Here is a 23,924-nt window from a genome sequence, read left to right on the forward strand (position 1 = left end):
AACCATGCCGGATAATCAGGCTCCGCGCCGCAGCCGCGATCCAGAGCAGACCCGCCGCGCCATCCTCGACGCCGCCATCGCCGAATTCGCCGAGATGGGCTTCGCCGCCGCCCGGGTGGATGACATCGCCGCCCGCACCAGCACCACCAAGCGGATGATCTACTACTACTTCCAGAGCAAGGAACGGCTCTTCGCCACCGTGATCGAGGAGATGTATGGCGGCATGCGCGACGCCGAGCGAGAGCTGGCCACCGACATCCTGCCACCCGTCGAGGCCATGCGCCGGCTGGTGGAAGTCACCTTCGACCACCACGCCGCGCATCCGGAATTTGTCCGACTGGTCAGCGTCGAGAACATCCTTGAGGCAAGGAACGTCGCCGCCTCGCCGACCATCCGCCGGCGCAGTGCGGCGGTGATCGGCACGCTGGGCGCGGTGCTGGCGCGGGGCGAGCGGGAGGGCGCCTTCCGGTCGGGGGTCGATCCGTTCGACCTGCACATGCTGATCAGCAGCTTCTGCTTCTACCGCGTTTCCAACAGCCACACCCTGGGCGCCATCTTCGGGCGCGACCTGAGGGTGGCGGAGGTCGCCGCCGCGCACCGGCGCATGGCGGTGGAGATGGTGCTGTGCTACCTGGCGCCCACCAGTTCCGAGAAGTGACGCAGCATCCGCCCGGCATCCGGCTCGATGCCGGTGAAGAGGCGGAAGGCGCCGACCGCCTGGAACACCGCCATTCCGCCGCCCTCGAGCGTCCGGCAGCCCAGCGCCCGCGCCACCCGCAATAGCTCGGTTTCCAGCGGGAAATAGACGATCTCGGCGACCCAGAGCGCCGGCCGCAGCAGCTCCGGCGGCAACGGCAGCCCGGGATATTGCGCCATGCCGACCGGGGTGCAGTTCACCAGCCCGTCCGCTTCGTCCATCGCCCCGGCCAGGTCCAGGCCCGCCACCGCCCGCCCGGCGCCGAACCGGGCCGCGAGCGCCTCGGCCAGCCGGGCCGCGCGGCCCGCATCGGTGTCGAACACCGCCAGCCGTTCCACCCCGAGCACCAGCAGCGCATGCGCCACCGCGGCCCCGGCCCCGCCGGCGCCGATCTGCACCACCTGGCGCCGCGCCGCATCCGGCAATCCGCGGCGGAAGCCTTCGGCAAAGCCCGACCAATCGGTATTGTGCCCGATCCGCCGGCCCTCCCGCAGCACCACGGTGTTGACCGCGCCCAACGCCCGCGCTTCCGCCGACAGTTCGTCGAGCAAGGGGATGACGGCCTGCTTGCAGGGATGGGTGACGTTCACTCCGGCGAAGCCGAGGCGCTGCGCCGCGATCAGGAGTTCGTCCAGCGCCCCTGCATCCAGCCCGAGCACGGCGAGGTCGAGCCGCCGGTAGATCGCCCGCAGCCCCTGCACGGCCCCCTCGCGCTCATGCATCGCAGGCGTCAGGGAGGCGGCGATGCCGCTGCCGATCAGTCCCGCGAGATAGGCGGGCCTGCTCTCCCAGCATTCGCTCATGGCATGATCCTTCAGCGTTTCCGCTTGTCGATCTATGTACTCACTGGTACGTACAGGTCAAGCCAGAAGGAATGAGGGAGGATCCATGCAAAGACGCGCCCTGCTCGCCGGCCCCGCCCTGCTCGGTGCCCGCCCTGTCCTGGCGCAGGACGAGGCCTGGCCCGCCGCAGGGCGCCCGATTACCATCGTCGTCGCCTGGGCGCCGGGCGGCTCCACGGATTTCGTCGGCCGCGTGGTGGCGCAGCAGCTCTCCAGGGAGATCAACGGGAACGTGGTGGTGGACAACCGCCCCGGCGCCTCCGGCACCGTCGGCCATGCAAGCGTCGCCCGCGCGCGGCCGGACGGCTACACCCTGCTGCTCGGGGTGAACTCCACCTATGCCATGTCGCGCCACCTCTTCCCGCAGCGCGGCTATGACGATGACCGGGCCTTCGCCCCGATCGGGCGCATCGCCATCTCGCCGATCTTCCTCTGCGTCAGCCCGAAGCTCGGCACGCCGAGTATCGCCGCTTTCGTCGCCAAGGCGAAGTCCATGCCGGGCAAGCTGAGCTACGGCTCCTCCGGCGCCGGCTCCTCCGCCCATCTGGCGACAGAGCTGTTCCTTCGCTCGGCGGGGATCGCGGTGCAGAACGTCACCTACCGCGGCGGCGCGCCGGCGGTGCAGGCGCTGGTGCAGGGCGAGGTGGAGATGGCCTTCGTCGATGCCGTCACTGCCCTGCCGCTGATGGCCGGCGGGCAGATCGCCGCACTCGGCGTCAGTACGCTCGAGCGCAACCCGCTGGCGCCCGATGTGCCGACCATCGCCGAGAGCGGCTTCCCCGGCTTCCAGGCGACCAGCGACTTCGCCCTGCTCGCCCCGGCCGGTACGCCGGAGCCGATCATCCGCCGCTTCTCCGCCGGCCTCGCCGCCACCATGAAGAACCCGGAGGTGTTGGAGCGGCTGCGGCAGGGCTCCATCTTCCCGACCTTCGGCACGCCGGAGGAATTCCCGCCCTATCTCGCCGCGGAAAGCGCCAAATGGGGCGAAGTGATCCGCAGCCGCGGGATCACGCTGGAATAGAGGCAAGCCGGGCCGCTTAGCCCCCGCCCTGGAGGCTCTTCCGGCCGACTACGCTCGCGGAGGAGCCTCCAGACTGTTGTTCGACAGGGCAGATCATCCCTCCCAGGTCGGCACGGCGCGGGAATCGGAGGCTGTTTCTCATGCGACCTTCGCGACGGGTGCCGGCAGGATGCTGCCGCGGCACTCGCCGAAGCCGATGGAGGCGAAGCCCTCGCGCCGGGCACGGGCGCGGAGCACCAGCGCGTCGCCATCCTCGAGGTAGCGCCGCTCTTCGCCCGAGGCGAGAAGCAGGGGGTGCTTGCCGCCCCTGGTAATCTCCAGCAGGCTGCCGAGTGCCGAGTCCTCCGGGCCGGAGAGGGTGCCCGAGCCGAGTAGGTCTCCAGACTGGAGGTTGCAGCCGTTGCTGGCATGATGCGCCACCATCTGCGCCACCGTCCAATACATGTGCCGCGTGCTGCTGAGGCCGAGCCGGTGCGGTGGCAGGCCTCGCTCCCGCAGGCCTGGCGTCTCCAGCAGCACTTCCAGCTCAAGGTCGAAGGCGCCCTCGCGCTGATCGACCTCGTCAAGCAGGTAGGGCAGAGGGGGCGGGTCGCCCTCGGGGCGCGGCGGCTGGGCCAGGCGGAAGGGCGCCAGCGCCTCGGGCGTGATGACCCAGGGGCTGATCGTCGTGCCGAAACTCTTGCCGAGGAAGGGACCGAGCGGCTGGTACTCCCAGGCCTGGATGTCGCGCGCCGACCAGTCGTTCAGCAGGCAATAGCCGGCGACATGCCGGGCCGCCTCGCCGACCGGCACTGGATCGCCGAGCGCATTGCCGGGCCCGATCCAGATGCCGAGCTCCAACTCGTAGTCGAGGTTGCGGCAGGGGCCGAAACTCGGCGCGTTCTCCTCGGGCCGCTTGCGCTGGCCCTGCGGCCGGCGGATGACCGTGCCGGAGGGCACCACGGAGGAGGCGCGGCCGTGATAGCCGATGGGGACGTATTTATAGTTCGGCAGCAGCGGGTTGTCGGGGCGGAAGACTTTGCCGACATTGGTCGCGTGATGGATGCCGACATAGAAGTCGGTGTAGTCGCCGATCCGCGCAGGCAGGTGGAGCGTGCAGCCCTCGGCGGGGTGGAGGCAGGGCTCGAGCCTCGCCCGCTCCGCGCTGCCCTCGGCCAGCAGGGCCGAGAGCCGGACGCGGAGCGCGGCGCGCGGTCCGGCGCCGAGGGCGAAGAAGGCGTTCAGCGTGCCGCCGGACATGGCCTCGGCCGCACGGGCCGCATCTCCCAGCAGCAGCCCGGCCGCCTGCGCCGCGCCGAGGTCTAGGATCATCGACCCGATGGCGACGCCTGCCCGCGGCCCGCCGCCTGACGGGGAGAAGATGCCAAGCGGCAGGTTCTGGATCGGGAAGTCCGGATGGCCATTGGCCGAGTCCACCCAGCTGCGCAGCCCGGCGTCATGCGTCGCGTCGATCATGGCCATGCCGCTCACCACTCGCGTCGGCTAGGGTCGAAATGGCGCTGCAACGCCTGGCCGTAATCGCCGTAGTCGCGCTGCAGCTCCGGCAGGCCGGCGGCATAGGCGGTGACGCGCTGCATGAAGCGCGTCTCGAACATGAAGGCCAGCGTGCCCTCCAGCTTGTGCGGCTTCAGCTCCGCCTTGCTCGCCCCCTCGAAGGCGGACATGTCCGGCCCGTGCGGCAGCATGGTGTTGTGCAACGAGAAGCCGCCCGGGGCGAAGCCGCCGCCCGTTTTGGCGTCATAAACGCCGTAGATCAGCCCCATGAATTCCGACATGACATTCATGTGGTACCAGGGCGGGCGGAAGGTGTTCTCGGCCACCATCCAGCGCTCGGGGAAGATGACGAAGTCGATGTTGGCCGTGCCTGGCGTGTCGCTCGGCGAAGTGAGGACCGTGAAGATCGATGGGTCCGCATGGTCGAACAGCACCGGCCCGACCGGCGAGTAGCGCCTGAGGTCGTATTTATAGGGCGCGTAATTGCCGTGCCAGGCCACCACGTCGAGCGGCGAGGCTGGGATTTCCGCCTGCCAGAGCGTGCCGCCCCATTTCACGGTCAGGAGGCTCTTCACCTCCCGGTCCTCATAGGCGGCGGCGGGTGTGAGGAAGTCGCGCGGATTGGCAAGGCAATTGGCGCCGATCGGCCCGCGCTCCGGCAGGGTGAGGGCGCCGCCGTAATTCTCGCAGACATAGCCGCGCGCTGACCCGCCACGCAGCTCCGCACGGAATTTGACGCCGCGGGGGATCACCGCGATCTCGCCGGGTGCGATGTCGATCAGGCCGAACTCGGTCGCCAGCCGCAGCGCGCCCTGTTGCGGCACCAGCAGCATCTCGGCATCGGCGTTGTAGAAGTATTCGTCCTCCATGGAGCGCGTGGCGAAGTAGAGATGCGCCGCCATCCCAGCCTGGCTGCCGGCATCGCCCGCCGTGGTGACGGTATGCATCCCCTCGATGAAAGACAGGCCCCGCTCCGGAATCGGCACCGGGCTCCAGCGCATCGGCGCCGGCGGCACCTCCACCTCCGCACAGGGCGCGGTGCGCCAGAGCCCTGGCTCGGCCCGGCGGAACTGCCCCCAATTCGCGACCGTCGGGCGGATGCGGTAGAGCCAGCTCCGCTCATTCGCCGCCCGCGGCGCGGTGAAGGGGGAGCCGCTGAGCTGCTCGGCATAGAGGCCATAGGCGCAGCGCTGCGGCGAGTTGCGGCCGACCGGCAGGGCGCCCGGCAGCGCCTCCGTCTCGAACTGGTTGCCGAAGCCGGAGAGATAGGCCGGCTCCGCCGTGCCCGCACCGGCAGCGGTGAAGGGCTGGACGAGGTTCATGCTGCTGCTCCCTCAGGACTGCACTTCGGCCGATTTCATGGCGCTGCCCTGCTCCAGCGCCCGCCACATCTCGATGTCGCGCTCGGCGGTCCAGATGCGCGGGTGGTCGATGCCCTGCGCCTCGTCATAGGCGCGGCTGACATCGAAGGGCATGCAATGCTCGAAGATCACCCACTGCCCGTATTTGGGGCGCATCGCCGCCATGGCCTCATCGTACACCTGCTTCAGCGTGGCGCCCTTGGCGACGCCCGCCTTGGCGATGGCGAAGAGGTCCGAGGTGAAGGCGATGGTACCGGCGATGCCTTCCTCGACTTCCGCCTTGTTCAGCAGGCTGCGGCCGCGGCCGGGCACCAGCTTCTCGGCCCCCAGCGCCCGCACCGCGGCCAGCGTCGCCGGCCAGTCCGTGAAATGCGCATCGCCGCAATAGGGCGTCGCGCCGAATTCCACCGTGTCGCCGGCGAAGAGCACCCGCTCCTGCGGCAGCCAGACCACCGTGTCGCCCGCCGTATGGCTGCGGCCGATATGGATGATCTGCACCTCGCGCCGGCCCATCCACAGCGTCATCCGCTTGTGGAAGACGACATGCGGCCAGGTGAGGCCGGGGATGCTCTCCTTGCCCCGGAACAGGCGCGGGAATCGGCCGATCTCGCTGTCCATGTCCTGTTGGCCACGCTCGACGATCAGGTCCCGCGTGACGTCGGAGGCGATGATCTCCGCCCCCTCGTAGCCCGAGGCGCCGAGCACGCGGACCGCATGGTAGTGGCTCAGCACCACATGGCGGACGGGCTTGTCGGTCACCTCCCGGATGCGGGCGATGACGTCGCGCGCCATGGCCGGCGTCGCCTGGGCATCGACGACGAGCACGCTGTCATCGCCGATGACGATGCCGGAATTGGGGTCGCCCTCCGCCGTCCAGCCGTAGAGGCCGGGACCGAGTTCCTCGAAGGAGACGTTCTTGTCGGCGAGGTCCGTGGTGCTGGCGAAGCCTGACATGGGGTCTCATCCTCTCGTGGGGTTCAGGCGGTGGCGCGCAGGGTGGCATCCTGCCCGGCGGGACTGATGCCCTCGCGGGCCTTGGCCATGGCCTGGCGCAGAACGGCGGCATCGCCGATGTGGTTCGCCAGCAGCAGGATCAGCTTGGCATTGACCAGCCGGCTCTGCTCCGGCGCCAGGTCGCGGTGGAGCTCGATCAACGCCTCGTACACGTCGTCGGGCGCGGCGAGGTTGAGATCGGTGTTCAGCATCCTGCGCTCCTCAACCCTGGCCGGTGGCGCGGGCCAGCGCGGCAGTCACCAGCACCGGCTCGAAGCGGCGCCAGCGGGCGGCGACATGCTGGTCCGGCCGCAGCAGATAGGTGGCGCCCGGCCCCGCATCGTAGCGCCGGGCGAGCAGCCCCGCCGCATCCTCGATAACAGGCAGCCCGGCCGCCTGGCGCTGCGCAGCGCCGGCCGGCACGACCAGCAACGGCCGTAGCGGGACTCCGCGGATGCCGGGGAAGTTATCCGGCGGCTCCTCACCGAAGCAGAGGAGCGTGAAGCCGCCATGCGCGATCTGGCTGAGGAACCAGCCCTCCTCGCCACCGGCCCGCACCGGCGCGTCGGCAGCCGGAGCGCCGGGCTGCATCGGCCCGTCGAAGGCGTCGGTGTCGGGCGTGTTCAGCGCCGAGTCCCGGTAGGTGCAGGGCAGGGACAGCCGCCCGCTGTTCACCAGCCGCCGGGCGAAGCCGCAGTCACGTGCCAGTTCCAGCGTAGCATCGCGGAAGGCGCGGCTCGCTTCGTTCTTCGGAGTGATGAAATCGGTGCTGCGGGTGGAGTTGAGGATGTTCTCGTCCGCCGCACGGACCCGCTCGGCATCGTAGCTGTCGAGCAGGCTCTCCGGCGCTTGGCCTTGCACGACCAGCGCCAGCTTCCAGGCCAGATTCTCGGCGTCCTGCACACCGCCATTGGCGCCGCGCGCGCCGAAGGGCGAGACGCCATGCGCGCTGTCGCCGGCGAAGAGCACGCGGCCGTGGCGGAAGCGCTCCATCCTGAGGCAGGAGAAGGTGTAGACGCTGACCCATTCCAGCTCGAACCGCGCCTCCGGCCCGAGCAGCGCCTGCACGCGCGGGATCACCCGCTCCGGCTGGCGCTCCGCTACCGGGTCGGCATCCCAGCCGAGCTGGAAATCGATGCGCCAGATGCCGTCCGGCTGCTGGTGCAGCAACACCGACCGGTTGGGGTGGAAGGGCGGGTCGAACCAGAACCAGCGTTCGGCAGGAAAGGGGGCGTCCATCCGCACATCGGCGATGAGGAAACGGTCGCGGAAGGTCTGCCCCTTGCTCTCCAGCCCCATCGCGCGGCGGATCGGGCTGCGGGAGCCGTCGGCCGCGACCAGCCAGTCAGCCTCCAGCCGGTACTCGCCCTCGGGCGTGGCAACCTGCAGGAGGACCCCGTCCGCCTGCGGCTCCAGCGCCGTCACCTGGTTCTTCCAACGGATATCGATCAGCGGCAGCGCCTGAGCCCGATCGAGCAGGAAGCCTTCGACGTAATACTGCTGGAGGTTGATGAAGGCCGGACGCCGGTGCCCGGCCTCGGGCAGCAGGTTGAAGCTATAGACCGGCTCCTCGCGGAAAAAGACCTTGCCCAGGTTCCAGGTGATGCCCTGGCCGACCATGCGCTCGCCGCACCCGAGCCGGTCGAAGATCTCGAGCGTGCGCTTGGCGAAGCAGATGGCCCGCGAGCCGGTGGAGAGGCGGTCGTCGTCATCGAGCAACACGACGCGGATGCCCTGCTGGGCCAGGTCGATGGCCGCGGCGAGCCCGACCGGCCCGGCGCCGACGATGATGACGGGATGGCGCACCGGCCGCTGAGCATCCTGATCGGGCGAGCGCGCATACGGCAGGACGAGGGCCTGGTAATCCACCCGCTCGGCCATGCTGCCGTCCATTTCTGCCCCTCCGCGACCTGGCTTTACCGCCAATCTTGCTACGCATTGTGTAATACGCTATGAATGTTGTAGCAAAGTGTGAAAGGCCATCGCAAGTGGCGTTCGATGGGCAGGCCGGGCCGGAGGATTCGCGCGGCGGGGTCAATTCGGTCGAGGTCGCTGGGCGTCTGCTGCGTATCCTGGCGGAGGCGGGCGGGCCGATGCGCCTTGCCGACCTGGCGCGTGCTGCCGGGATGCCCTCGGCCAAGGCGCATCGCTACTTGGTCAGCCTGGCCCGGGCCGGCCTCGCCGAGCAGGATGCCGCCACCACCCGCTACGATCTCGGCCCGCTGATGCTGCGCGCTGGCCTCGCCGCGCTCGGCCGCTCCGACGCGCTGAAGCGGGCGGAGCGGGCGCTGGAGGCCATCGCCGCCCGCACCGGCGAGACCGCCGCCGCCGCGGTCTGGGGCACCCATGGCCCGACCCATGTGCGCCTGGTCGCGGCGCGGCACGAGCTGGCCGCCAGCGTCCCGCCCGGCCATGTCTGCCCGATGACCTATTCGGCCTCCGGCCTCGTCTTCTGCGCCTTCGGCGAGTCCGGCCTGACCCGCCCGCTGGCCGAGCGGGAGCTGGCGCAGAACCGCGCCATCGCCCGCCCCTGCGCCCCGGCCTTGATGGCAGAGCTGGAGCGGCTGGTGGCCAGGGTGCGTGCCCAGGGCTTCGCCACCGTGGAAAACGAGGGGAATGGCGGGCTGGCCGCCGTCTCCGCCCCGGTTTTCAAGGCCGGGAGCGGTCGCCTCCTGCTGGCGCTGACGGTCTTCGGCCGGGTCGGGCGGCTCAACGTGGCGGCGGACGGTCCGGTCGTCGCGCTGGTGGTCGAGGCGGCCCGCGCCCTCGCCGCGGAGTTGTGACGGTCAGGCCGGCAGCAGCCCCTTGGCCCTCAGCCGGTCCGGCGTCATCGCACGGACGATCGCCTCCAGCAGGCTGCCTGCCTCGGCTGTGAACAGGCCGGCGGAGAAGACCGCCCTCGTGTTGAGCGCCTCCGGTAGCGGCCCGACGATGTCGACGCCCGGCACCGCCATAAGCTCGCTCACCTGTTGGATGGCGATTTCCGCCTCGCCCCGCGCCGCCAGCTCCGCCGTCAGCCCCTGCGGGATGACGGTGGCCTTGGCATTGACCGCCTCGGCGATGCCCAGCCGCTCGATCAGCCCGGCGAAGAAGATGCCGCTCGCCCCGGCCCGCGAATAGGCGATCGACCCGGCGCCGAGCAGCGCCGCCCGGCAGGCCTCGGGCGTGGCAATGTCCGGGCGTGGCGCTCCGGCGCGCACTGCCACGCCGATGAGCGAGATGCAGAGATCCCTCCGGCTGCCGGGGAGGAGGCGGCCCTCCGCCGCCAGCGCCTCCACCGCCTCGGCCGTCAGGATGGCGAGGTCCGCGGCCTCGCCTGCCTCGATGCGGCGGAGCAGGGCGGCAGTCGGGGCGAATGCCGCGGCGACGGGCCGGCCCAGTGCCGCCTCCAGCCCCGGCAGCATCTCCTGCAACAGGCCCATCACCGCGAGGGTGGAGTAGAGCCGGAGGGGCGCACGCGGTTGTTCCTGCATGGTCAGCCTCTCCGGCCTGCGGGCGTTGACTTCGGGGGCCAGAGTGTGGCGGGCTGGCGGCAAGGATCAAGCAGGGCGCCGAAACGGCCCGGAGGAGAGGAAGCATGCCCGAGACCAGGATCGATGCGGTGATCGTCGGCGCCGGCTTCGCCGGCATGTACATGCTGCATCGGCTGCGCGGCCTCGGCATCCCTGCGGTGGTGCTGGAGCAGGGCGAGGATGTGGGCGGCACCTGGTATTGGAACCGCTATCCCGGCGCCCGCTGCGATGTCGAGAGCATGCAATACTCCTTCTCCTTCCTGCCGGAATTGCAGCAGGAGTGGAGCTGGTCGGAGCGCTTTGCCTCGCAGCCGGAAATCCTGCGCTATGCCGCCCATGTGGCGGAGCGGCTGGATCTCAGGCGCGACATACGCTTCCACACGCGGGTGACGCGGGCCGCCTATGACGAGGCAAACGCCCTCTGGACCGTCGAGACGGATGGGGGCGACCGTTACGTCGCGCAGTACTGCGTCATGGCGACAGGCTGCCTTTCCACCGCAAGGCTGCCGGAGATCGCCGGGCTGGAGAGCTTCCAGGGCGCCACCTACCATACCGGCCACTGGCCGCATGAGGGGGTGGATTTTAGCGGCAAGCGCGTCGGCGTCATCGGCACCGGCTCCTCCGCCATCCAGGCCATTCCGGTGATCGCGCGGCAGGCGGCGCAGCTCACCGTCTTCCAGCGGACGCCCAATTTCAGCATCCCCTCGCGCAACGCGCCGATGGACGACGACTACGAGTCTTGGTGGAAGTCCGACTACGCGGCGCACCGGGCCAAGGCGCGGATGATGCGCACCGGCATCCTCTACGGCCTCAACGACAAGTCGGCGCTCGAGGTGACGCCGGAGGAGCGCGAGGCGGAATACGAGGCGCGCTGGGCCCGCGGCGGCACCGCCTTCATGGGCGCCTTCAGCGACCTCATCACCAACCGGGAGGCGAACGACACGGCAGCCGAGTTCGTCCGCCGCAAGATCCGCGGCATGGTCAAGGATCCGAAGGTTGCAGAAATCCTGGCGCCAAAGGGCTATCCGATCGGCACCAAGCGCATCTGCGTCGACACCGAGTATTTCGAGACTTTCAACCGCCCGAACGTCGCGCTGGTGGATGTGCGGGAGGCGCCGATCGAGGCCATCATCCCGCGCGGGGTCCGCACCCGCTCCGGCGAGCACGAGTTCGACGCGCTGGTTTTCGCCACCGGCTTCGATGCGATGACCGGGGCATTGACCAGCATCGACATCCGTGGCCGCGACGATCTCGGCCTCGCTGAGGCATGGGCAGAGGGGCCGCGCACCTACCTTGGGCTGATGGCGGCGGGTTTCCCCAACCTGTTCATGATCACCGGGCCGGGCAGCCCCTCCGTGCTGTCCAACATGATCGTTTCCATCGAGCAGCATGTGGACTGGCTGAGCGACTGCCTCGCCCATATGCGGGCGCGCGGCCTGACCACCATCGAGGCGACGCCGGAGGCGCAGGAGGCCTGGGTCGCGCATGGCAGTGAGGTGGCCGAGCGCACCCTCTATCCGCAAGCGGCGTCCTGGTACATGGGCGCGAACGTGCCCGGCAAGCCGCGGGTCTTCATGCCTTATATCGGCGGCGTCGGCACCTACCGGGAGAAGTGCGCCGAAATCGCAGCGAAGGGCTATGAGGGCTTCCGCCTTTCCGCTGGCGCGATGCCGGCGGCCGCGGCGGAGTAGCCGCTACTTCTTGCGCGCCTTGCGGGCGGCGTAGCGCGCATCGCGCGCCGCCTTCTGCTCGGCGGCCAGTGCGAGGGCACGCTCGCGCTTCTCGCTGTCGAGGATCTGGGCGCGTGTTTCGCGGTCCGCATTCTCGAGGGCGAGTGCGCGGGCCTCCTCGGCGCGGCGGGCGGCCTCCTCGATCGCACGCTGCCGGGCCTCGGCGGCGAGGCGCTCCTGCTCGGCGCGGCGCGCGGCCTCCTCGGCGGCGAGGCGCGCGAGTTCGGCCTCCTTCGCTGCCTTGCGCTCGGCGACGCGGGCCTCACGGGCCTCGGCGATCGCCTTCTGCTGTGCCAGGCGCTCTTGAACCGCCGGATCGTCAGGCTTCGGCTGGCTGCGGAACTTCTCCATCAGGGCCTGGCGGGCTTTGGAGGCGGCGCTGAGACGGTCGTTGAAATTGTCGGATTTGAAGGCGGGCATGGCGCGCTTCTACTCAAACGGGTCCAAGATGTATAGGCCGTAACCGCGATGCGGGCATGACGTATCGGCATGGCACCGAGCCATCACGAAAAGGCGAAAGCCGCTCTGGCATACGGTTTCGTGCTGAACGGCCTCGACAGGTGAGGTGTGGCGGCCTTATCTCCGGATCAATCCCCAAAAGCCGATCCTGCGCACCGACCGGCCCTCCGGCGGCACCGGAGACCTGACCATGTGCAATATCCTTCCGACCCGGTTCGGCTGACCGGATGCCGGTCCTTACCGTCCAGCACGTCACCACCTACCGCTATCGCCAGCCGGTCGCCTTCGGCGAACATCGAATGATGTTGCGGCCGCGGGAGGGGCATGACCAGCGCTTGCTGGACCAAGTGCTGACCATCACGCCGAAGCCGGTGGAGCTGCGCTGGCTGCACGATGTCTTCGGCAACAGCGTCGCCGTCGCGCGCTTCGCCAGCCGTGCGCGCGAACTCCGCTTCGACAGCCGTGTGCGGCTGGAGCATTCGCCGGGCAATGCGCTGGAACTGCCGGCTGGCGAGGGAGCCGAGACCTACCCCTTCTCCTATGCAGTGGAGGAGATGCCGGATCTCTCCCGCTCCATCGAGCGGCAATATCCGGACCCGGATGGCGAGCTGGATCGCTGGGCACGGCAATTTCTGCGCAGGGACGGCCCGACCGGCACGCGGGAGCTGCTGGCCGGCATCACCCATGCGATTCGCGCGCGCTTCACCTACGTGTCCCGTCAGGAGAAGGGCGTGCAGGAGCCGCTGACCACGCTCCGTCTCGGCAGCGGCACCTGCCGCGACTTCGCCGTACTGATGATCGAGGCGGTGCGCGCCCTCGGCTTCGCCGCCCGCTTCGTCACCGGATACCTCTACGTGCCGCGGGAAGGCGGGCGGATCGGCGGCGGCGCCACCCATGCCTGGCTGCGCGTCTACGTCCCCGGTGCAGGCTGGGTGGAGCTTGATCCGACCAACGGCATCATCGGCAATCGCGACCTGATCCGCGTCGCCGTTGCCCGTGACCATCGCCAGGCGGTGCCGCTGCATGGCACCTGGACCGGCTTCCCCGCCGACAGCCTCGGCATGAGCGTCGATGTTACCGTCACGGAGGCGGTGCCGAATGCGCCGCCCCGGCCCTGATCGCAAGAAGGATTCTGCCCATGCGCATCCGCGCCGGCTACCAAATCGTCTATGACTGCCCCCAGCCGACCCCGATGCTGCTGATGGTCAGCCCGCATCCCTCCCGCATGCCGGATCTGGAGGCGCCGCACGAGGTCGTCTTCGATCCGCCGGTTCCGGCGCGGCAGTACAATGACGGCTTCGGCAATCTCTGCACGCGCGTCACCGCGCCGGCGGGGCGACTGACCATTTCGGCAGACCTGGTGATGCGCGATCCGGGCACCTGGGACCGGGTGGTGCCCGAGGCGATCCAGCATCCGCTGGAGGAGCTGCCCGATGAGGCCATCGTCTTCCTGCTTGGCAGCCGCTATTGCGAAACGGACCGGCTGTCGGACACAGCCTGGTCGCTCTTCGCCGGCACGCAGCCGGGCTGGGCCCGGGTGCAGGCGATCTGCGACTGGGTCCACAACCACATCACCTTCGGCTACGAGCATGCCAACTCCCAGCGCACGGCCTGGGGCGCCTATATGGACCGCCGCGGCGTCTGCCGCGATTATGCCCACCTGGCGGTCGCCTTCTGCCGCTGCCTCAACATCCCGGCGCGCTACTGCACCGGCTGGCTCGGCGATATCGGCGTGCCGCCGGGCGGGCCGATGGATTTCGCGGCCTGGTTCGAGGTCTATCTCGGCGGCGAGTGGCACACTTTCGATGCCCGCAACAACCAGCCGCGCATCGGCCGCATCCTGATGGCGCGCGGCCGCGATGCGACCGATGTGGCGATCAGCACCAGCTTCGGCCCCTGCATGCTGGTGGATTTCCAGGTGGTGACCGACGAGATCCCGGGGTGAGGCCGGCGGTCACCACGCTCAACCCGGAGGGCGCTTCTCCCTTCGTCCTGCTTTGCGAGCACGCTTCGAACCATATCCCCGATTCCTATGCCGGGCTCGGACTGGGGCCGGCAGACCTGGCGCGGCATATCGCCTGGGATATCGGTGCGGCGGCGCTGGCCCGGCTGCTCTCGGAGCGGCTGGATGCACCGCTCTTCCTGTCCGGCTATTCGCGGCTGCTGATCGACTGCAACCGGCCGCTCGGGGCGCCGACCTCCATCCCGCTCCGCAGCGAGGATACCGACATCCCCGGCAACCTGGACCTTCCGGCCGAGGAGGTCGCGGCCCGACAGAACCGTTATTTCCGGCCCCTCCACGACGCCGTCGCCGCTTGCCTCGATGCACGGCGCGGCGGGCCTGCCATCGTCATCGGCGTGCACAGCTTCACCCCGGTCTATCAGGGCGTGCGCCGCCCCTGGCATGCCGGCCTGCTCTATGCCGGGGCGGCGGCGCTCGGACGCGGGTTGATCGAGGCCCTGGCCGCCGACCGGGCGCTGGTGATCGGTGACAACGAGCCCTACCGGATCGAGCCCGAGCACGACTACACCGTGCCGGTGCATGGCGACGCGCGCGGCCTGCCGGCGGCGCTGCTCGAGGTGCGGCAGGACCTGGTGGCCGATGAGGCTGGCATAGAAGCCTGGGCGGCGCGCCTCGTGCCGGCGTTCAGGGCAGTTCAAGCCTCACGCTGATCGCGGCGCTGGCGATCACCGCCACGTCGCTGCCCTCGTCACCCGGCACGTCGAGGCCGCCCTTCATCACCTTTACGGTAACGATGCCATGTGGCAGCGAGGACCGCACCCGCTCGGCATCGACGCGCTCCGGCCGCTGCACGCCGATGGTGACGTCGACCAGCATGGTCTTTGGGTCGAGCTTCAGCGAGCGCAGCATCGTCAGGGAGGAGTGGTGCAGCGCGTCCTGCACCGCCCGCAGCGCCGCCTTGGTATAGTCGCCGCCGTGGAGGTCGTTGCCGGCTCCCATCTCCAGGATCACGCGCCGCGCCGTCATGCCGGCCGCTCTGGCAGGTCCAGCCGGACGATGGCCGCGGCATGGGCCATGACGGTGGAGCCGGTGCCCGCCTCGTTCGGGATCTCGAGCCCGCCTTCCACCACCGTCACCTGCCCGGTGCCGTGCGGCAGCACGGCCAGCACGGCTTCCTTGTCGACCTGATCCGGCTTCGACACGCCGATCCGCACCTCCACCTCCATGCTGTCGACATGCAGGCCGAGCGCATGGGTGATGGTGAGTGAGTTGTGCCAGAGCGCATCGCGCAGCGCCCGCACCGCGGCCTTGGTGTAGTCGGTGCCGCGGATATCGGTCCCCATGCCGAGCTCCAGCACCATGCGTTTCATCGGCATGCGCTACCCTTTCTCCACGTTCCAGAACACCGGCACCGGCCCCTTCAGCAATCCCTTGAGGCTGCTCCGCCAGGCCGCCGGCGGCAGGTACTGGCCGAGCGGGATGAAGGGCACGGTCTCGAAGGCGCGGACCTGGATCGCCTGGTCGAGCCGGCGCAGCTCCGCTTCGTCGGTGCCCTCCATCCAGCGGTCGCGCATTGCCTCGAGCTCGGCATCCTCCGGCCAGCCGAACCAGGCGCCGCGGCCGTTGCCGCGGATGTTGGAGGCGAAGACCGGGTCGCGGTACTCCGCCGCCGGGTAGCCGGCCGGGAAGACCGACCAGCCGCCGCGCTCCAGCGGCTCCATGCTGGTGCGGCGCTGGACGACCGTGCCCCAGTCCATCGATTGGTCGTCGATATTGAGCCCGACCGCGCGCCAGGCGGCCGCCGCGACGCTCGACATTGCGTCGTAGAAGGTCTGGTCCGTCGGGTGCATCAGCAGGATGCGCTCGCCGGCATAGCCTGCCTCGGCCAGCATCCGCCTGATCTCGCCCGGGCTGCGGCGGCGCCGTACCGCCTCCATCCCCGCCTCGCTGGCCGAAGGCGTGCCGGGCAGGAAGAAGCCCACTGGGGCGCGGAAGAGCGAGCGGTCCTCGCCCATGACCGCCGTCATCACCTCCACCTGGTCGATCGCCGCCAGCATGGCGCGGCGGACGCCCGGATTGGCCGTGGCGCCGTGCAGGTGGTTCGGCCGCAGCGCACCGAAGGTGCCGTACTGGTCGAGCGCCCCGACCGTCACGCCCCGCGCCCGCCGCAGCCGCGGCAGCAGGTCCGGCAGCGGCTGATCGACCCAGTCCACCTCGCCGTTGATGAGCGCATTCGCCGCCGTCCCCGCATCGGGGATGATGCGCCACTCGACGCGGTCCACCATCACCCGGTAGCCGCCGGCGGCGTAGCTGGCGGGCTCGTCGCGCGGCCGGTAGGCGTCGAAGCGGGCGAAGACGGCGCGGCTGCCCGGCACATACTCCTCCGCCACCCAGCGGAAGGGGCCGCTGCCGGTGATCTCGGTGATCTGCCGGAACGGGTCGGTCCGCGCCACGCGCTCCGGCATGATGACGGGGCTCGGCTGGGTCTTCGCCAGGGCATAGGGGAGGGAGGCGAAGGGCTTGTTCAGTCGCCAGACCAGGGTGCGGTCATCCGGCGCCTCCAGCGCATCGAGCCGGGCGGCGATGGTCTGGCCGATCGGGTCGCGCACCATCCACCGGCGCAGCGAGGTAATGCAGTCCCGCGCCAGCACCGGCTCGCCGGTATGGAAGCAGAGGCCGTCCCGCAGCCGCATGGTCCAGCGCCGCGCGCCGTCCTCGGCCCGGTGTCCCTCGACCATCTGCGGCTGCGGGTTCAGCGCCTCGTCTCGCCCGTAGAGCGTCTCGAAGAGCAGGTGCGCGGCATTGCGGGTAACGACCGCCGTGGTCCAGACCGGGTCGAGGCTGGTGAGGTTGGCCTGCGGCACATGGATCAGCACCCGCGGCTCGGCGGCGAGCGCCGGCAGGGCAAGGCCGGCGGGCAGGGCAGCCAGCAATTGGCGGCGTCGCATCCTCGGCATTCTCCCTCATTGGCCCTGTGGCGGGCCTTGCCGGGGAGTGTCCACCCGCTTGGCCGTCGCTGCAATGCCTGCCGCAAATCCGGACAAGGGCGGGATGGCCGCAGCGGAAGGCCCGGCGCCTGGTGCTTGCGCCACCCGCGCTGCGGGGCATCATGCGCGCCGGCAGCGATCCAGGACCCATATGAGCACCCGCAAGCCCATCAAGCTCGGCCTCTCGATGCGCTATCTCGGCTACCACGCTGCGGCCTGGCGCCACCCGGAGGCCGATCCCGGCGCCGCCTCCAAGCTGGGCCATTTCCTTCGCATCGCCCGGACGGCGGAGGCGGCGAAGCTCGACATGCTCTTCCTCGCCGACGGCATCGGCCTCCGCACTCGGGACGAGCCGCCAGGCGCGCTCTGCCGCTCGCACCAGACGGCGGAGCTGGAGCCGCTGACGCTGCTCTCGGCGCTGGCCGGGCTGACCAGCCGCATCGGCCTCGTCGCCACTGCCTCCACCACCTACAACGAGCCTTTCCACATCGCCCGCAAATGGGCCTCGCTCGATCATCTGAGCGGCGGCCGCGCCGGCTGGAACATCGTCACCTCCTGGTCGGAGGCGGAGGCGTGGAATTTCAACCGCGACCAGCACATGGAGTACGACCTGCGCTACGAGCGCGCCGCCGAGTTCGTCGAGGTGGTGAAGGGGCTCTGGGATAGCTGGGAGGGCGATGCGCTGGTCCATGACAAGGCCAGCGGCATCTTCTTCGACCAGTCGAAGCTGCATGTGCTCGACCACAAGGGCAAGCATTTCAAGGTGCGCGGCCCACTGACCGTCGCCCGCACGCCGCAGGGCCGGCCGATCCTGGTGCAGGCCGGTGCCTCGGAGCAGGGGCTGGAGATCGCCGCCCGCAGCGCCGACGTTGTCTACTCCGCATCGCACACGCTGGAGGCGGCGCGCGACTACTACGCCAAGCTCAAGGGGCGGCTCGCCAAGTACGGCCGCGGCTGGGACGACCTCAAGGTGATGCCCGGCATTACCTATTTCATCGGCCGCACCCAGGCCGAGGCGCAGGCGAAGCTCGACCAGCTCAATGAGCTCGTCGCGCCGGAACTCGGCCTTTCCTACCTCTACGGCCAGATGGGCGACCTCAGCGGCTACGACCTCGACGGGCCGGTGCCGGAGCCGCAGGACCCGCGCATCCGCAGCATGGCGCGGATGGCGCTCGACCTGGCGCGGCGGGAGAACCTGACCATCCGCCAGCTCTACAGCCGCATCGCCGCCGGCTTCGGCGGCCGGGTGGTGGTGGGCACGCCGGAGAGCATCGTCGACGACATGGAGGAATGGGTCGCGGCCGGCGCGGCGGACGGGTTCAACATCTGCCCGCCGGTGCTGCCGGTCGGCCTCGACGATTTCGTCGAGCTGGTGCTGCCGGAGCTGCGCCGGCGCGGCATGTTCCGCACCGAATACGAGGGGACGACCCTGCGCGAGAATCTGGGCGTGCCGATGCCGGCCAACCGCTACGCGGCGGCACGGGGATGAGCCTGCGCGTCGCCATCCTCGGCACCGGCGCCATCGGCCTCGGCTCCGCCGCCTTGCTGGCCGAACGTGGCCAGCGCCGGTGCTCTGAACCCGCTCGGGCACGGTGCCGCCGGTGTAGGAGGCGAGCGGCGCGCTGTCCGGCCGCTTCGCCTTCGCCTTCGAGCCGGATATGGCCCGTGCCATCGCCGGCGCCCGCGTGGTGATGCTCGCCCTGCCGGCCTATGGCCACAAGGCGGTGCTGGACGCCGCCTTGCCGCATCTGACGGAAGGCCAGGCGGTGATCCTGAGCGGCCATCTCTCCTTCGCCGGCCTCTACCTCGCGCGGCGCCTGGCGAAGCGGGGGTGCGGTTGCCGATCATCCTCTGGGGCACCACCCTCTCCACCGGCCGCCGCCTCGCGCCCGACCAGCTCCGCATCGCCACAATCCGCGCCAAGGTCGATGTGGCGACGCTGCCGGCGGGCGGGATCGGCGAGGGGCTGGCGCTCTGCGAGACGCTGTTCGGCGAGCGCTTCGTGCCGCGCGGGGACCTGGTCGCCATCGCGCTGAGCAACGTCAACCCGCAGAACCACATGGCGATCGCCCTTTGCAACCTCACCCGCATGGAGCGCGGCGAAGCCTGGTCGCAGAACGAGAACATCACCGATGCGGTGGGGCGGCTGATCGAGGCGCTGGATGCCGAGCGCCTGGCCATCGCCGCGGCCCTCGGCGCCGCGGTGCGGACGGTGCGGCAGCATTTCCACCTCTCCTTCCACATCGAGGAGGCGCCGCTCGGCGAGATGGCGCGGGCGATGGTCGGGCGCGGCGACCGCACCATGGCGCCGGCGACGCTTGAGACGCGCTATGTGCTGGAGGATGTGCCCTTCGGCCTGGTGCCGACCGCACGGCTCGGCCGTCTCGCCGGCCGGCCCGCCGTGCTGCACGAGGCCGGCATCGCACTGCTTTCCGCGCTCTACGGCCGGCGACCTGGCCGCGGCCAATGACCTGCTGCCGGCCCTCGGCTTGGACGGGCTGGACGCGGATCGCCTCCGCGTCCTGGCCCGGGGCGAGGGTTAGCCCCGCCGCATGCCCTTCAGGTCGCGCACCGCGCCGCGTGCCGCGCTGGTCACCATGGCCGCATAGGCCTGCAGCGCGGTCGAGACCTGGCGCTTGCGGGGCTGTGCCGGCTGCCAGGCCGCCGCCCCCTTCGCCTCCATAGCCGCGCGCCGCTCGGCCAGCACCGCATCCGCCACGGCGAGGTTGATGAGGCGGTTCGGGATGTCGATCTCGATCCGGTCGCCATCCTCGACCAGCCCGACCAGCCCGCCCTCCGCCGCCTCGGGCGACAGATGCCCGATGGACAGCCCCGAGGAGCCGCCGGAGAAGCGCCCATCCGTCACCAGGGCGCAGACCTTCCCAAGCCCCTTCGACTTCAGGTAGCTCGTCGGATACAGCATCTCCTGCATCCCCGGCCCGCCGCGCGGCCCTTCATAGCGCACCAGCACCACATCGCCCGGCTGCACCGCGCCGCCGAGGATGCCCTCGACCGCCGCATCCTGGCTCTCGAAGACCCGCGCCGGGCCGGAGAAGGCGAGGATGCTGGCATCGACGCCCGCCGTCTTCACGATGCAGCCCTCTTCGGCCAGGTTGCCGTAGAGCACCGCGAGGCCGCCATCCTGCGAGAAGGCATGCGCCTTGTCGCGGATCACGCCGCCTGCGCGGTCCGTGTCGAGGCTTTCCCAGCGCTCGCCCTGGCTGAAGGCGACCGTGGTCGGGATGCCGCCCGGCGCTGCCTGGAAGAAGTGCCGCACCTTGTCGTCGGCGGTCCGCTGCACGTCCCACCGCGCCAGCGCCTCGGCGAGGCTCGGCGCATCGACCCGGCTGACGGAGGTGTCGATCAGCCCCGCGCGGTCGAGCTCGCCGAGGATGCCCATGATGCCACCCGCCCGGTGGACGTCCTCCACATGCACGTTGGCGACCGAGGGAGCCACCTTGCAGAGCACCGGCACCCGGCGCGAGAGCCGGTCGATATCCTGCATGGTGAAGCCGACGCTGCCCTCATGCGCCGCCGCCAGCAGGTGCAGCACCGTGTTGGTCGAGCCGCCCATGGCGATATCGAGCGTCATCGCATTCTCGAAGGCCGTCATGGTGGCGATTCTGCGCGGCAGAACGGAGAAGTCCTCCGTCTCGTAATGCGCCCGGGTGATCTCGACGATCTTCCGCCCGGCCTGGAGGAACAGGCTCTTACGGTCCGCATGGGTCGCCACGATCGTGCCATTGCCGGGCAGGGCGAGGCCCAGCGCCTCGGTCAGGCAGTTCATCGAGTTGGCGGTGAACATGCCGGAGCAGGAACCGCAAGTCGGGCAGGCCGAGCGTTCGATGACCGCCACCTCCTCATCCGTCACGGTCGGGTCGGCGGCAACGATCATGGCGTCGATCAGGTCCACCGAGCGCTTCTGGCCCCGGTGCACCACCTTGCCCGCCTCCATCGGCCCGCCGGAGACGAAGATGGTCGGGATGTTGAGGCGCATGGTCGCCATCAGCATGCCCGGGGTGATCTTGTCGCAGTTGGAGATGCAGACCATGGCGTCGGCGCAGTGCGCGTTGACCATGTACTCGACGCTGTCGGCGATGAGGTCGCGTGAGGGCAGGCTGTAGAGCATGCCGTCATGCCCCATGGCGATGCCGTCATCGACTGCGATGGTGTTGAACTCCTTGGCGACGCCACCCGCCGCCTCGATCTCCCGCGCGACCAGCTGGCCGAGGTCCTTCAGATGGACATGGCCGGGGACGAACTGCGTGAAGCTGTTGACGACCGCGATGATCGGCTTGCCGAAGTCCCCGTCCTTCATGCCGGTGGCGCGCCAGAGGCCCCGGGCGCCGGCCATGTTGCGGCCATGGGTGGTGGTGCGGGAACGGTATTGCGGCATGGGACGGTCCTTCTCGGGCGCGGCTTCCATATTACCAAGCCGTGGCGCCGGCCACCCCTTCGCCATGGCGCATCCCAGGCCTAAGCTGACGGCATGGGGCAGGGGGCCCTTCAACCGCTGCGGAGGCTGATCTCCTGCCCCGCACAGGCGCCAGCCCGGCCCTTTCCGGCGGAGGAGAGGAGCGGAGACTCAATGACCTATGCCTGGGTGGCCGTCGGCAGCGCGCTCGGCGGCATGGCGCGCTACTGGCTCGTCCTGGCGACCTTCCCGCTCTTCGGCCCGGTCTTTCCCTGGGCGACGGTGTTCATCAACGTCCTCGGCTCCTTCGTCATCGGTTGGTTCGGGGCGCTGACGATGGAGGGGCGCTGGGCGGTGCCGGCGGAAATGCGGGCCTTCGTCATGGTGGGGCTTTGCGGCGGCTTCACCACCTACTCCTCCTTCAGCCTGCAGACCCTGGAGCTGATCCAGAAGGGACGGATGGACCTGGCGCTTGCCAATATCGGCCTCTCGGTCTTGGTCTGCCTCGGGGCCGTGGCGCTCGGCTACTGGCTCGGGCAGGGATAAGGCGGATTTCGGTTGCCATATCGTATCGATTGAGCAAGCTTCGGCATCGGACCACCTGAACGGTCGACCTTCAGCCGGAGATGCCTTCGTGCCCGACCCCGATCCCAGTCAGAATGGCGCCGCCTGGTTCCAGGCTGAGCTCATGGCTCTTGGCGAAACCCCGGGCAGCCTGGCCCGGCTGATGAAGCGGTGCGGCGACGACCGGACGCCGCGCAACATCCTCCGCTCCATCCAACGGATGGGTGCCGGCGATGTCCAGGTTTCGGGCGAAATGCGGGTCCTGCTCCATGTCCTGGCGCAGACCCGGCGGCGGAAGGCGGAGGGCTGGAGCGGACGACGAGGTTCGAACTCGCGACATTCAGATTGGAAATCTGACGCTCTACCAGCTGAGCTACGTCCGCCCGTGGAACGGGGGCCGGCCGCCAGCCAGCGTTGACCCCGTTCACGCTTCCTGATAGGGCCAGCCGCGCCGGCCGGCAAGGGTGCTGGCTGGTATTGCCGAGAATTGTGCCTATATCCCACGCATCTCGTGGGAAAGACCAGGCGGCTCCCTGTCCGCCGGACGGGCCTCGGGCAAGCGACATGACCAGTACGGGATAGCGGAGCCGGGCAATGGCGAAGGCGAAGTTTGAGCGGAACAAGCCGCACTGCAACATTGGGACGATCGGGCACGTCGACCATGGCAAGACGTCGCTGACGGCGGCGATCACCAAGGTGCTGGCGGAGACGGGCGGCGCGACGTTCACGGCCTACGATCAGATCGACAAGGCGCCTGAGGAGCGGGCCCGCGGCATCACGATCTCGACCGCGCATGTCGAGTACGAGACGGCGAACCGGCACTATGCGCATGTCGACTGCCCTGGCCACGCCGACTACGTGAAGAACATGATCACCGGCGCGGCGCAGATGGACGGCGCGATCCTGGTGGTCTCGGCGGCCGACGGCCCGATGCCGCAGACGCGCGAGCACATTCTGCTGGCGCGGCAGGTGGGCGTGCCGGCGCTGGTGGTGTTCCTGAACAAGATGGACCTGGCGGACCCCGACCTGGTCGAGCTGGTGGAGATGGAGGTGCGCGAGCTCCTCAGCAGCTACCAGTTCCCGGGCGACGACATCCCGATTATCAAGGGCTCGGCGGTGGCGGCCCTTGAGGACAAGACGCCCGAGATCGGCAAGAATGCCGTGCTCGAGCTGATGGCGGCGGTGGACAGCTACATCCCGCAGCCGGAGCGTCCGAAGGACATGCCGTTCCTGATGCCGATCGAGGACGTGTTCTCGATCTCGGGCCGTGGCACGGTGGTGACGGGTCGCGTCGAGCGCGGCATCGTCAAGGTCGGCGAGGAAGTCGAGATCGTTGGCCTGAAGGCGACGGTGAAGACGACCGTGACCGGCGTCGAGATGTTCCGCAAGCTGCTCGACAGCGGCGAGGCGGGCGACAACATTGGCGCGCTGCTGCGCGGCACCAAGCGCGAGGACGTGGAGCGCGGGCAGGTCCTGGCCAAGCCCGGCTCGATCACGCCGCACACCGGGTTCAAGGCCGAGGCCTATATCCTGACCAAGGAGGAGGGCGGCCGCCACACGCCGTTCTTCACCAACTACCGGCCGCAGTTCTACTTCCGGACCACCGACGTGACCGGGATCGTGAAGCTGCCGGAAGGCGTCGAGATGGTGATGCCGGGCGACAACGTGACGATGGATGTCGAGCTGATCGCGCCCATCGCCATGGACCAGGGGCTCCGCTTCGCCATCCGCGAGGGCGGCCGCACCGTCGGCGCCGGCGTCGTCGCCTCCATCGTGAAGTAAGCCGGCCTCAAGGCCTGGATATGGAGCGGGCCGCCTTCGGGCGGCCCGTTTGCGTTGGGGATAACGCCTGCTCCCCCTCGACAGCCCGCCACCGCTGACTTATAG

The 23,924-nt window shown here is 69.7% G+C and carries 24 protein-coding genes and 1 tRNA gene; 11 read left to right on the forward strand and 14 right to left on the reverse strand.

The window, feature by feature from the left end:
- Positions 1 to 4: 4 nt before the first annotated feature.
- Positions 5 to 658 (forward strand): TetR/AcrR family transcriptional regulator, encoded by a 654-nt coding sequence (locus JMJ56_RS10510; RefSeq protein WP_202831579.1) that lies wholly within the window; start codon positions 5 to 7, stop codon positions 656 to 658.
- Here JMJ56_RS10510 and JMJ56_RS10515 read toward each other — a convergent pair.
- Positions 628 to 1,500, reverse strand: coding sequence for a shikimate dehydrogenase (locus tag JMJ56_RS10515; RefSeq protein ID WP_202831580.1), 873 nt, complete (start codon positions 1,498 to 1,500; stop codon positions 628 to 630). The genes JMJ56_RS10510 and JMJ56_RS10515 overlap by 31 nt on opposite strands.
- 85 nt (positions 1,501 to 1,585) lie before the next feature.
- On the opposite strand from JMJ56_RS10515, the gene JMJ56_RS10520 reads away from it, so the two are divergent.
- Complete coding sequence (locus JMJ56_RS10520; RefSeq protein ID WP_202831581.1) at positions 1,586 to 2,560, forward strand: Bug family tripartite tricarboxylate transporter substrate binding protein; 975 nt, start codon at positions 1,586 to 1,588, stop codon at positions 2,558 to 2,560.
- A 138-nt stretch (positions 2,561 to 2,698) separates the two neighbouring features.
- Here the strand turns inward: JMJ56_RS10520 and fahA are convergent, their stop codons facing one another.
- Genes fahA through JMJ56_RS10545 form a run of 5 tightly spaced genes read right to left on the reverse strand, consistent with a single transcriptional unit; the run spans position 2,699 to position 8,301 of the window.
- Positions 2,699 to 4,021 carry a fumarylacetoacetase gene (gene fahA / locus JMJ56_RS10525; RefSeq protein WP_236037636.1) on the reverse strand — a complete coding sequence of 441 codons (1,323 nt, stop codon included), beginning with the start codon at positions 4,019 to 4,021 and terminating at the stop codon, positions 2,699 to 2,701.
- A 5-nt stretch (positions 4,022 to 4,026) separates the two neighbouring features.
- Positions 4,027 to 5,376, reverse strand: a complete 1,350-nt coding sequence (gene hmgA, locus JMJ56_RS10530) for a homogentisate 1,2-dioxygenase (protein ID WP_202831582.1) — start codon at positions 5,374 to 5,376, stop codon at positions 4,027 to 4,029.
- Positions 5,377 to 5,388: 12 nt separating this feature from the next.
- Positions 5,389 to 6,369 (reverse strand): MBL fold metallo-hydrolase, encoded by a 981-nt coding sequence (locus JMJ56_RS10535; RefSeq protein ID WP_202831583.1) that lies wholly within the window; start codon positions 6,367 to 6,369, stop codon positions 5,389 to 5,391.
- 23 nt (positions 6,370 to 6,392) lie between these two features.
- Positions 6,393 to 6,620, reverse strand: coding sequence for a DUF2783 domain-containing protein (locus JMJ56_RS10540; protein ID WP_202831584.1), 228 nt, complete (start codon positions 6,618 to 6,620; stop codon positions 6,393 to 6,395).
- 10 nt (positions 6,621 to 6,630) lie between these two features.
- Positions 6,631 to 8,301, reverse strand: a complete 1,671-nt coding sequence (locus JMJ56_RS10545) for an FAD-dependent oxidoreductase (protein WP_236037637.1) — start codon at positions 8,299 to 8,301, stop codon at positions 6,631 to 6,633.
- A 95-nt stretch (positions 8,302 to 8,396) separates the two neighbouring features.
- Here JMJ56_RS10545 and JMJ56_RS10550 point away from each other — a divergent pair, with 95 nt between their 5' ends.
- Positions 8,397 to 9,191: an IclR family transcriptional regulator gene (locus JMJ56_RS10550; RefSeq protein WP_202831585.1), complete on the forward strand. Its 795-nt coding sequence runs from the start codon at positions 8,397 to 8,399 to the stop codon at positions 9,189 to 9,191.
- A 3-nt stretch (positions 9,192 to 9,194) separates the two neighbouring features.
- Here JMJ56_RS10550 and JMJ56_RS10555 read toward each other — a convergent pair whose 3' ends face one another.
- Positions 9,195 to 9,881, reverse strand: coding sequence for a substrate-binding domain-containing protein (locus JMJ56_RS10555; protein ID WP_202831586.1), 687 nt, complete (start codon positions 9,879 to 9,881; stop codon positions 9,195 to 9,197).
- A gap of 104 nt (positions 9,882 to 9,985) precedes the next feature.
- On the opposite strand from JMJ56_RS10555, the gene JMJ56_RS10560 reads away from it, so the two are divergent.
- Entirely contained in the window at positions 9,986 to 11,611 is a 1,626-nt protein-coding gene (locus tag JMJ56_RS10560) for a flavin-containing monooxygenase (RefSeq protein WP_202831587.1), read from the forward strand.
- Between the two features lie 3 nt (positions 11,612 to 11,614).
- On the opposite strand, the gene JMJ56_RS10565 is transcribed toward JMJ56_RS10560, so the two are convergent.
- Entirely contained in the window at positions 11,615 to 12,070 is a 456-nt protein-coding gene (locus JMJ56_RS10565; RefSeq protein WP_202831588.1) for a DUF6481 family protein, read from the reverse strand.
- A gap of 266 nt (positions 12,071 to 12,336) precedes the next feature.
- On the opposite strand from JMJ56_RS10565, the gene JMJ56_RS10570 reads away from it, so the two are divergent.
- The 3 genes from JMJ56_RS10570 to JMJ56_RS10580 are packed head-to-tail and all read left to right on the forward strand — an operon-like array spanning position 12,337 to position 14,782.
- Positions 12,337 to 13,227, forward strand: a complete 891-nt coding sequence (locus JMJ56_RS10570; RefSeq protein ID WP_202831589.1) for a transglutaminase family protein — start codon at positions 12,337 to 12,339, stop codon at positions 13,225 to 13,227.
- Positions 13,228 to 13,247: 20 nt separating this feature from the next.
- On the forward strand, positions 13,248 to 14,054 hold the full coding sequence (locus tag JMJ56_RS10575) for a transglutaminase-like domain-containing protein (RefSeq protein WP_202831590.1): 807 nt from the start codon (positions 13,248 to 13,250) through the stop codon (positions 14,052 to 14,054).
- The gene (locus JMJ56_RS10580) at positions 14,051 to 14,782 is read left to right on the forward strand and encodes an N-formylglutamate amidohydrolase (RefSeq protein ID WP_202831591.1); all 732 of its coding nucleotides are present in this window, start codon (positions 14,051 to 14,053) and stop codon (positions 14,780 to 14,782) included. The genes JMJ56_RS10575 and JMJ56_RS10580 overlap by 4 nt, the downstream gene beginning before the upstream one ends.
- On the opposite strand, the gene JMJ56_RS10585 is transcribed toward JMJ56_RS10580, so the two are convergent.
- Genes JMJ56_RS10585 through JMJ56_RS10595 form a run of 3 tightly spaced genes read right to left on the reverse strand, consistent with a single transcriptional unit; the run spans position 14,757 to position 17,020 of the window.
- Positions 14,757 to 15,098 (reverse strand): Lin0512 family protein, encoded by a 342-nt coding sequence (locus tag JMJ56_RS10585; protein ID WP_202831592.1) that lies wholly within the window; start codon positions 15,096 to 15,098, stop codon positions 14,757 to 14,759. The genes JMJ56_RS10580 and JMJ56_RS10585 overlap by 26 nt on opposite strands.
- The gene (locus tag JMJ56_RS10590; protein ID WP_202831593.1) at positions 15,095 to 15,448 is read right to left on the reverse strand and encodes a Lin0512 family protein; all 354 of its coding nucleotides are present in this window, start codon (positions 15,446 to 15,448) and stop codon (positions 15,095 to 15,097) included. The genes JMJ56_RS10585 and JMJ56_RS10590 overlap by 4 nt, the downstream gene beginning before the upstream one ends.
- A 3-nt stretch (positions 15,449 to 15,451) precedes the next feature.
- A complete protein-coding gene (locus tag JMJ56_RS10595; RefSeq protein ID WP_202831594.1) occupies positions 15,452 to 17,020 on the reverse strand; it encodes an ABC transporter substrate-binding protein in 1,569 nt (522 codons plus the stop codon).
- 190 nt (positions 17,021 to 17,210) lie between these two features.
- Between JMJ56_RS10595 and JMJ56_RS10600 the strand changes: the two genes are divergently transcribed.
- Together JMJ56_RS10600 and JMJ56_RS36195 are read left to right on the forward strand one after the other, a co-directional pair.
- Positions 17,211 to 18,548, forward strand: coding sequence for an LLM class flavin-dependent oxidoreductase (locus JMJ56_RS10600; RefSeq protein WP_202831595.1), 1,338 nt, complete (start codon positions 17,211 to 17,213; stop codon positions 18,546 to 18,548).
- A gap of 342 nt (positions 18,549 to 18,890) precedes the next feature.
- On the forward strand, positions 18,891 to 19,529 hold the full coding sequence (locus tag JMJ56_RS36195; RefSeq protein ID WP_202831596.1) for an NAD/NADP octopine/nopaline dehydrogenase family protein: 639 nt from the start codon (positions 18,891 to 18,893) through the stop codon (positions 19,527 to 19,529).
- A gap of 69 nt (positions 19,530 to 19,598) precedes the next feature.
- Here the strand turns inward: JMJ56_RS36195 and ilvD are convergent, their stop codons facing one another.
- Positions 19,599 to 21,455: a dihydroxy-acid dehydratase gene (gene ilvD, locus JMJ56_RS10610; RefSeq protein WP_202831808.1), complete on the reverse strand. Its 1,857-nt coding sequence runs from the start codon at positions 21,453 to 21,455 to the stop codon at positions 19,599 to 19,601.
- Between the two features lie 192 nt (positions 21,456 to 21,647).
- Between ilvD and crcB the strand changes: the two genes are divergently transcribed.
- On the forward strand, positions 21,648 to 22,019 hold the full coding sequence (gene crcB / locus JMJ56_RS10615) for a fluoride efflux transporter CrcB (protein WP_202831597.1): 372 nt from the start codon (positions 21,648 to 21,650) through the stop codon (positions 22,017 to 22,019).
- Between the two features lie 70 nt (positions 22,020 to 22,089).
- Here crcB and JMJ56_RS10620 read toward each other — a convergent pair whose 3' ends face one another.
- Together JMJ56_RS10620 and JMJ56_RS10625 are read right to left on the reverse strand one after the other, a co-directional pair.
- The gene (locus JMJ56_RS10620) at positions 22,090 to 22,308 is read right to left on the reverse strand and encodes a hypothetical protein (RefSeq protein WP_202831598.1); all 219 of its coding nucleotides are present in this window, start codon (positions 22,306 to 22,308) and stop codon (positions 22,090 to 22,092) included.
- Between the two features lie 36 nt (positions 22,309 to 22,344).
- Positions 22,345 to 22,420, reverse strand: a tRNA-Gly gene (locus JMJ56_RS10625).
- A 211-nt stretch (positions 22,421 to 22,631) separates the two neighbouring features.
- On the opposite strand from JMJ56_RS10625, the gene tuf reads away from it, so the two are divergent.
- Positions 22,632 to 23,819, forward strand: a complete 1,188-nt coding sequence (tuf, locus tag JMJ56_RS10630; protein WP_202831599.1) for an elongation factor Tu — start codon at positions 22,632 to 22,634, stop codon at positions 23,817 to 23,819.
- Positions 23,820 to 23,924: the final 105 nt, after the last annotated feature.

Origin of the sequence: Belnapia arida, from assembly GCF_016773205.1 — a bacterium.
Lineage (GTDB): Bacteria > Pseudomonadota > Alphaproteobacteria > Acetobacterales > Acetobacteraceae > Belnapia > Belnapia arida.

Coding starts and splice junctions, on each gene's coding strand:
- JMJ56_RS10510 (WP_202831579.1), top strand. CDS start 5: ATGCCGGATAATCAGGCTCCGCGCCGCAGCCGCGATCCAGAGCAGACC.
- JMJ56_RS10515 (WP_202831580.1), bottom strand. CDS start 1,500: ATGAGCGAATGCTGGGAGAGCAGGCCCGCCTATCTCGCGGGACTGATC.
- JMJ56_RS10520 (WP_202831581.1), top strand. CDS start 1,586: ATGCAAAGACGCGCCCTGCTCGCCGGCCCCGCCCTGCTCGGTGCCCGC.
- fahA (WP_236037636.1), bottom strand. CDS start 4,021: ATGGCCATGATCGACGCGACGCATGACGCCGGGCTGCGCAGCTGGGTG.
- hmgA (WP_202831582.1), bottom strand. CDS start 5,376: ATGAACCTCGTCCAGCCCTTCACCGCTGCCGGTGCGGGCACGGCGGAG.
- JMJ56_RS10535 (WP_202831583.1), bottom strand. CDS start 6,369: ATGTCAGGCTTCGCCAGCACCACGGACCTCGCCGACAAGAACGTCTCC.
- JMJ56_RS10540 (WP_202831584.1), bottom strand. CDS start 6,620: ATGCTGAACACCGATCTCAACCTCGCCGCGCCCGACGACGTGTACGAG.
- JMJ56_RS10545 (WP_236037637.1), bottom strand. CDS start 8,301: ATGGACGGCAGCATGGCCGAGCGGGTGGATTACCAGGCCCTCGTCCTG.
- JMJ56_RS10555 (WP_202831586.1), bottom strand. CDS start 9,881: ATGCAGGAACAACCGCGTGCGCCCCTCCGGCTCTACTCCACCCTCGCG.
- JMJ56_RS10560 (WP_202831587.1), top strand. CDS start 9,986: ATGCCCGAGACCAGGATCGATGCGGTGATCGTCGGCGCCGGCTTCGCC.
- JMJ56_RS10565 (WP_202831588.1), bottom strand. CDS start 12,070: ATGCCCGCCTTCAAATCCGACAATTTCAACGACCGTCTCAGCGCCGCC.
- JMJ56_RS10570 (WP_202831589.1), top strand. CDS start 12,337: ATGCCGGTCCTTACCGTCCAGCACGTCACCACCTACCGCTATCGCCAG.
- JMJ56_RS10575 (WP_202831590.1), top strand. CDS start 13,248: ATGCGCATCCGCGCCGGCTACCAAATCGTCTATGACTGCCCCCAGCCG.
- JMJ56_RS10585 (WP_202831592.1), bottom strand. CDS start 15,098: ATGACGGCGCGGCGCGTGATCCTGGAGATGGGAGCCGGCAACGACCTC.
- JMJ56_RS10590 (WP_202831593.1), bottom strand. CDS start 15,448: ATGCCGATGAAACGCATGGTGCTGGAGCTCGGCATGGGGACCGATATC.
- JMJ56_RS10595 (WP_202831594.1), bottom strand. CDS start 17,020: ATGCGACGCCGCCAATTGCTGGCTGCCCTGCCCGCCGGCCTTGCCCTG.
- JMJ56_RS10600 (WP_202831595.1), top strand. CDS start 17,211: ATGAGCACCCGCAAGCCCATCAAGCTCGGCCTCTCGATGCGCTATCTC.
- ilvD (WP_202831808.1), bottom strand. CDS start 21,455: ATGCCGCAATACCGTTCCCGCACCACCACCCATGGCCGCAACATGGCC.
- crcB (WP_202831597.1), top strand. CDS start 21,648: ATGACCTATGCCTGGGTGGCCGTCGGCAGCGCGCTCGGCGGCATGGCG.
- JMJ56_RS10620 (WP_202831598.1), bottom strand. CDS start 22,308: ATGGAGCAGGACCCGCATTTCGCCCGAAACCTGGACATCGCCGGCACC.
- tuf (WP_202831599.1), top strand. CDS start 22,632: ATGGCGAAGGCGAAGTTTGAGCGGAACAAGCCGCACTGCAACATTGGG.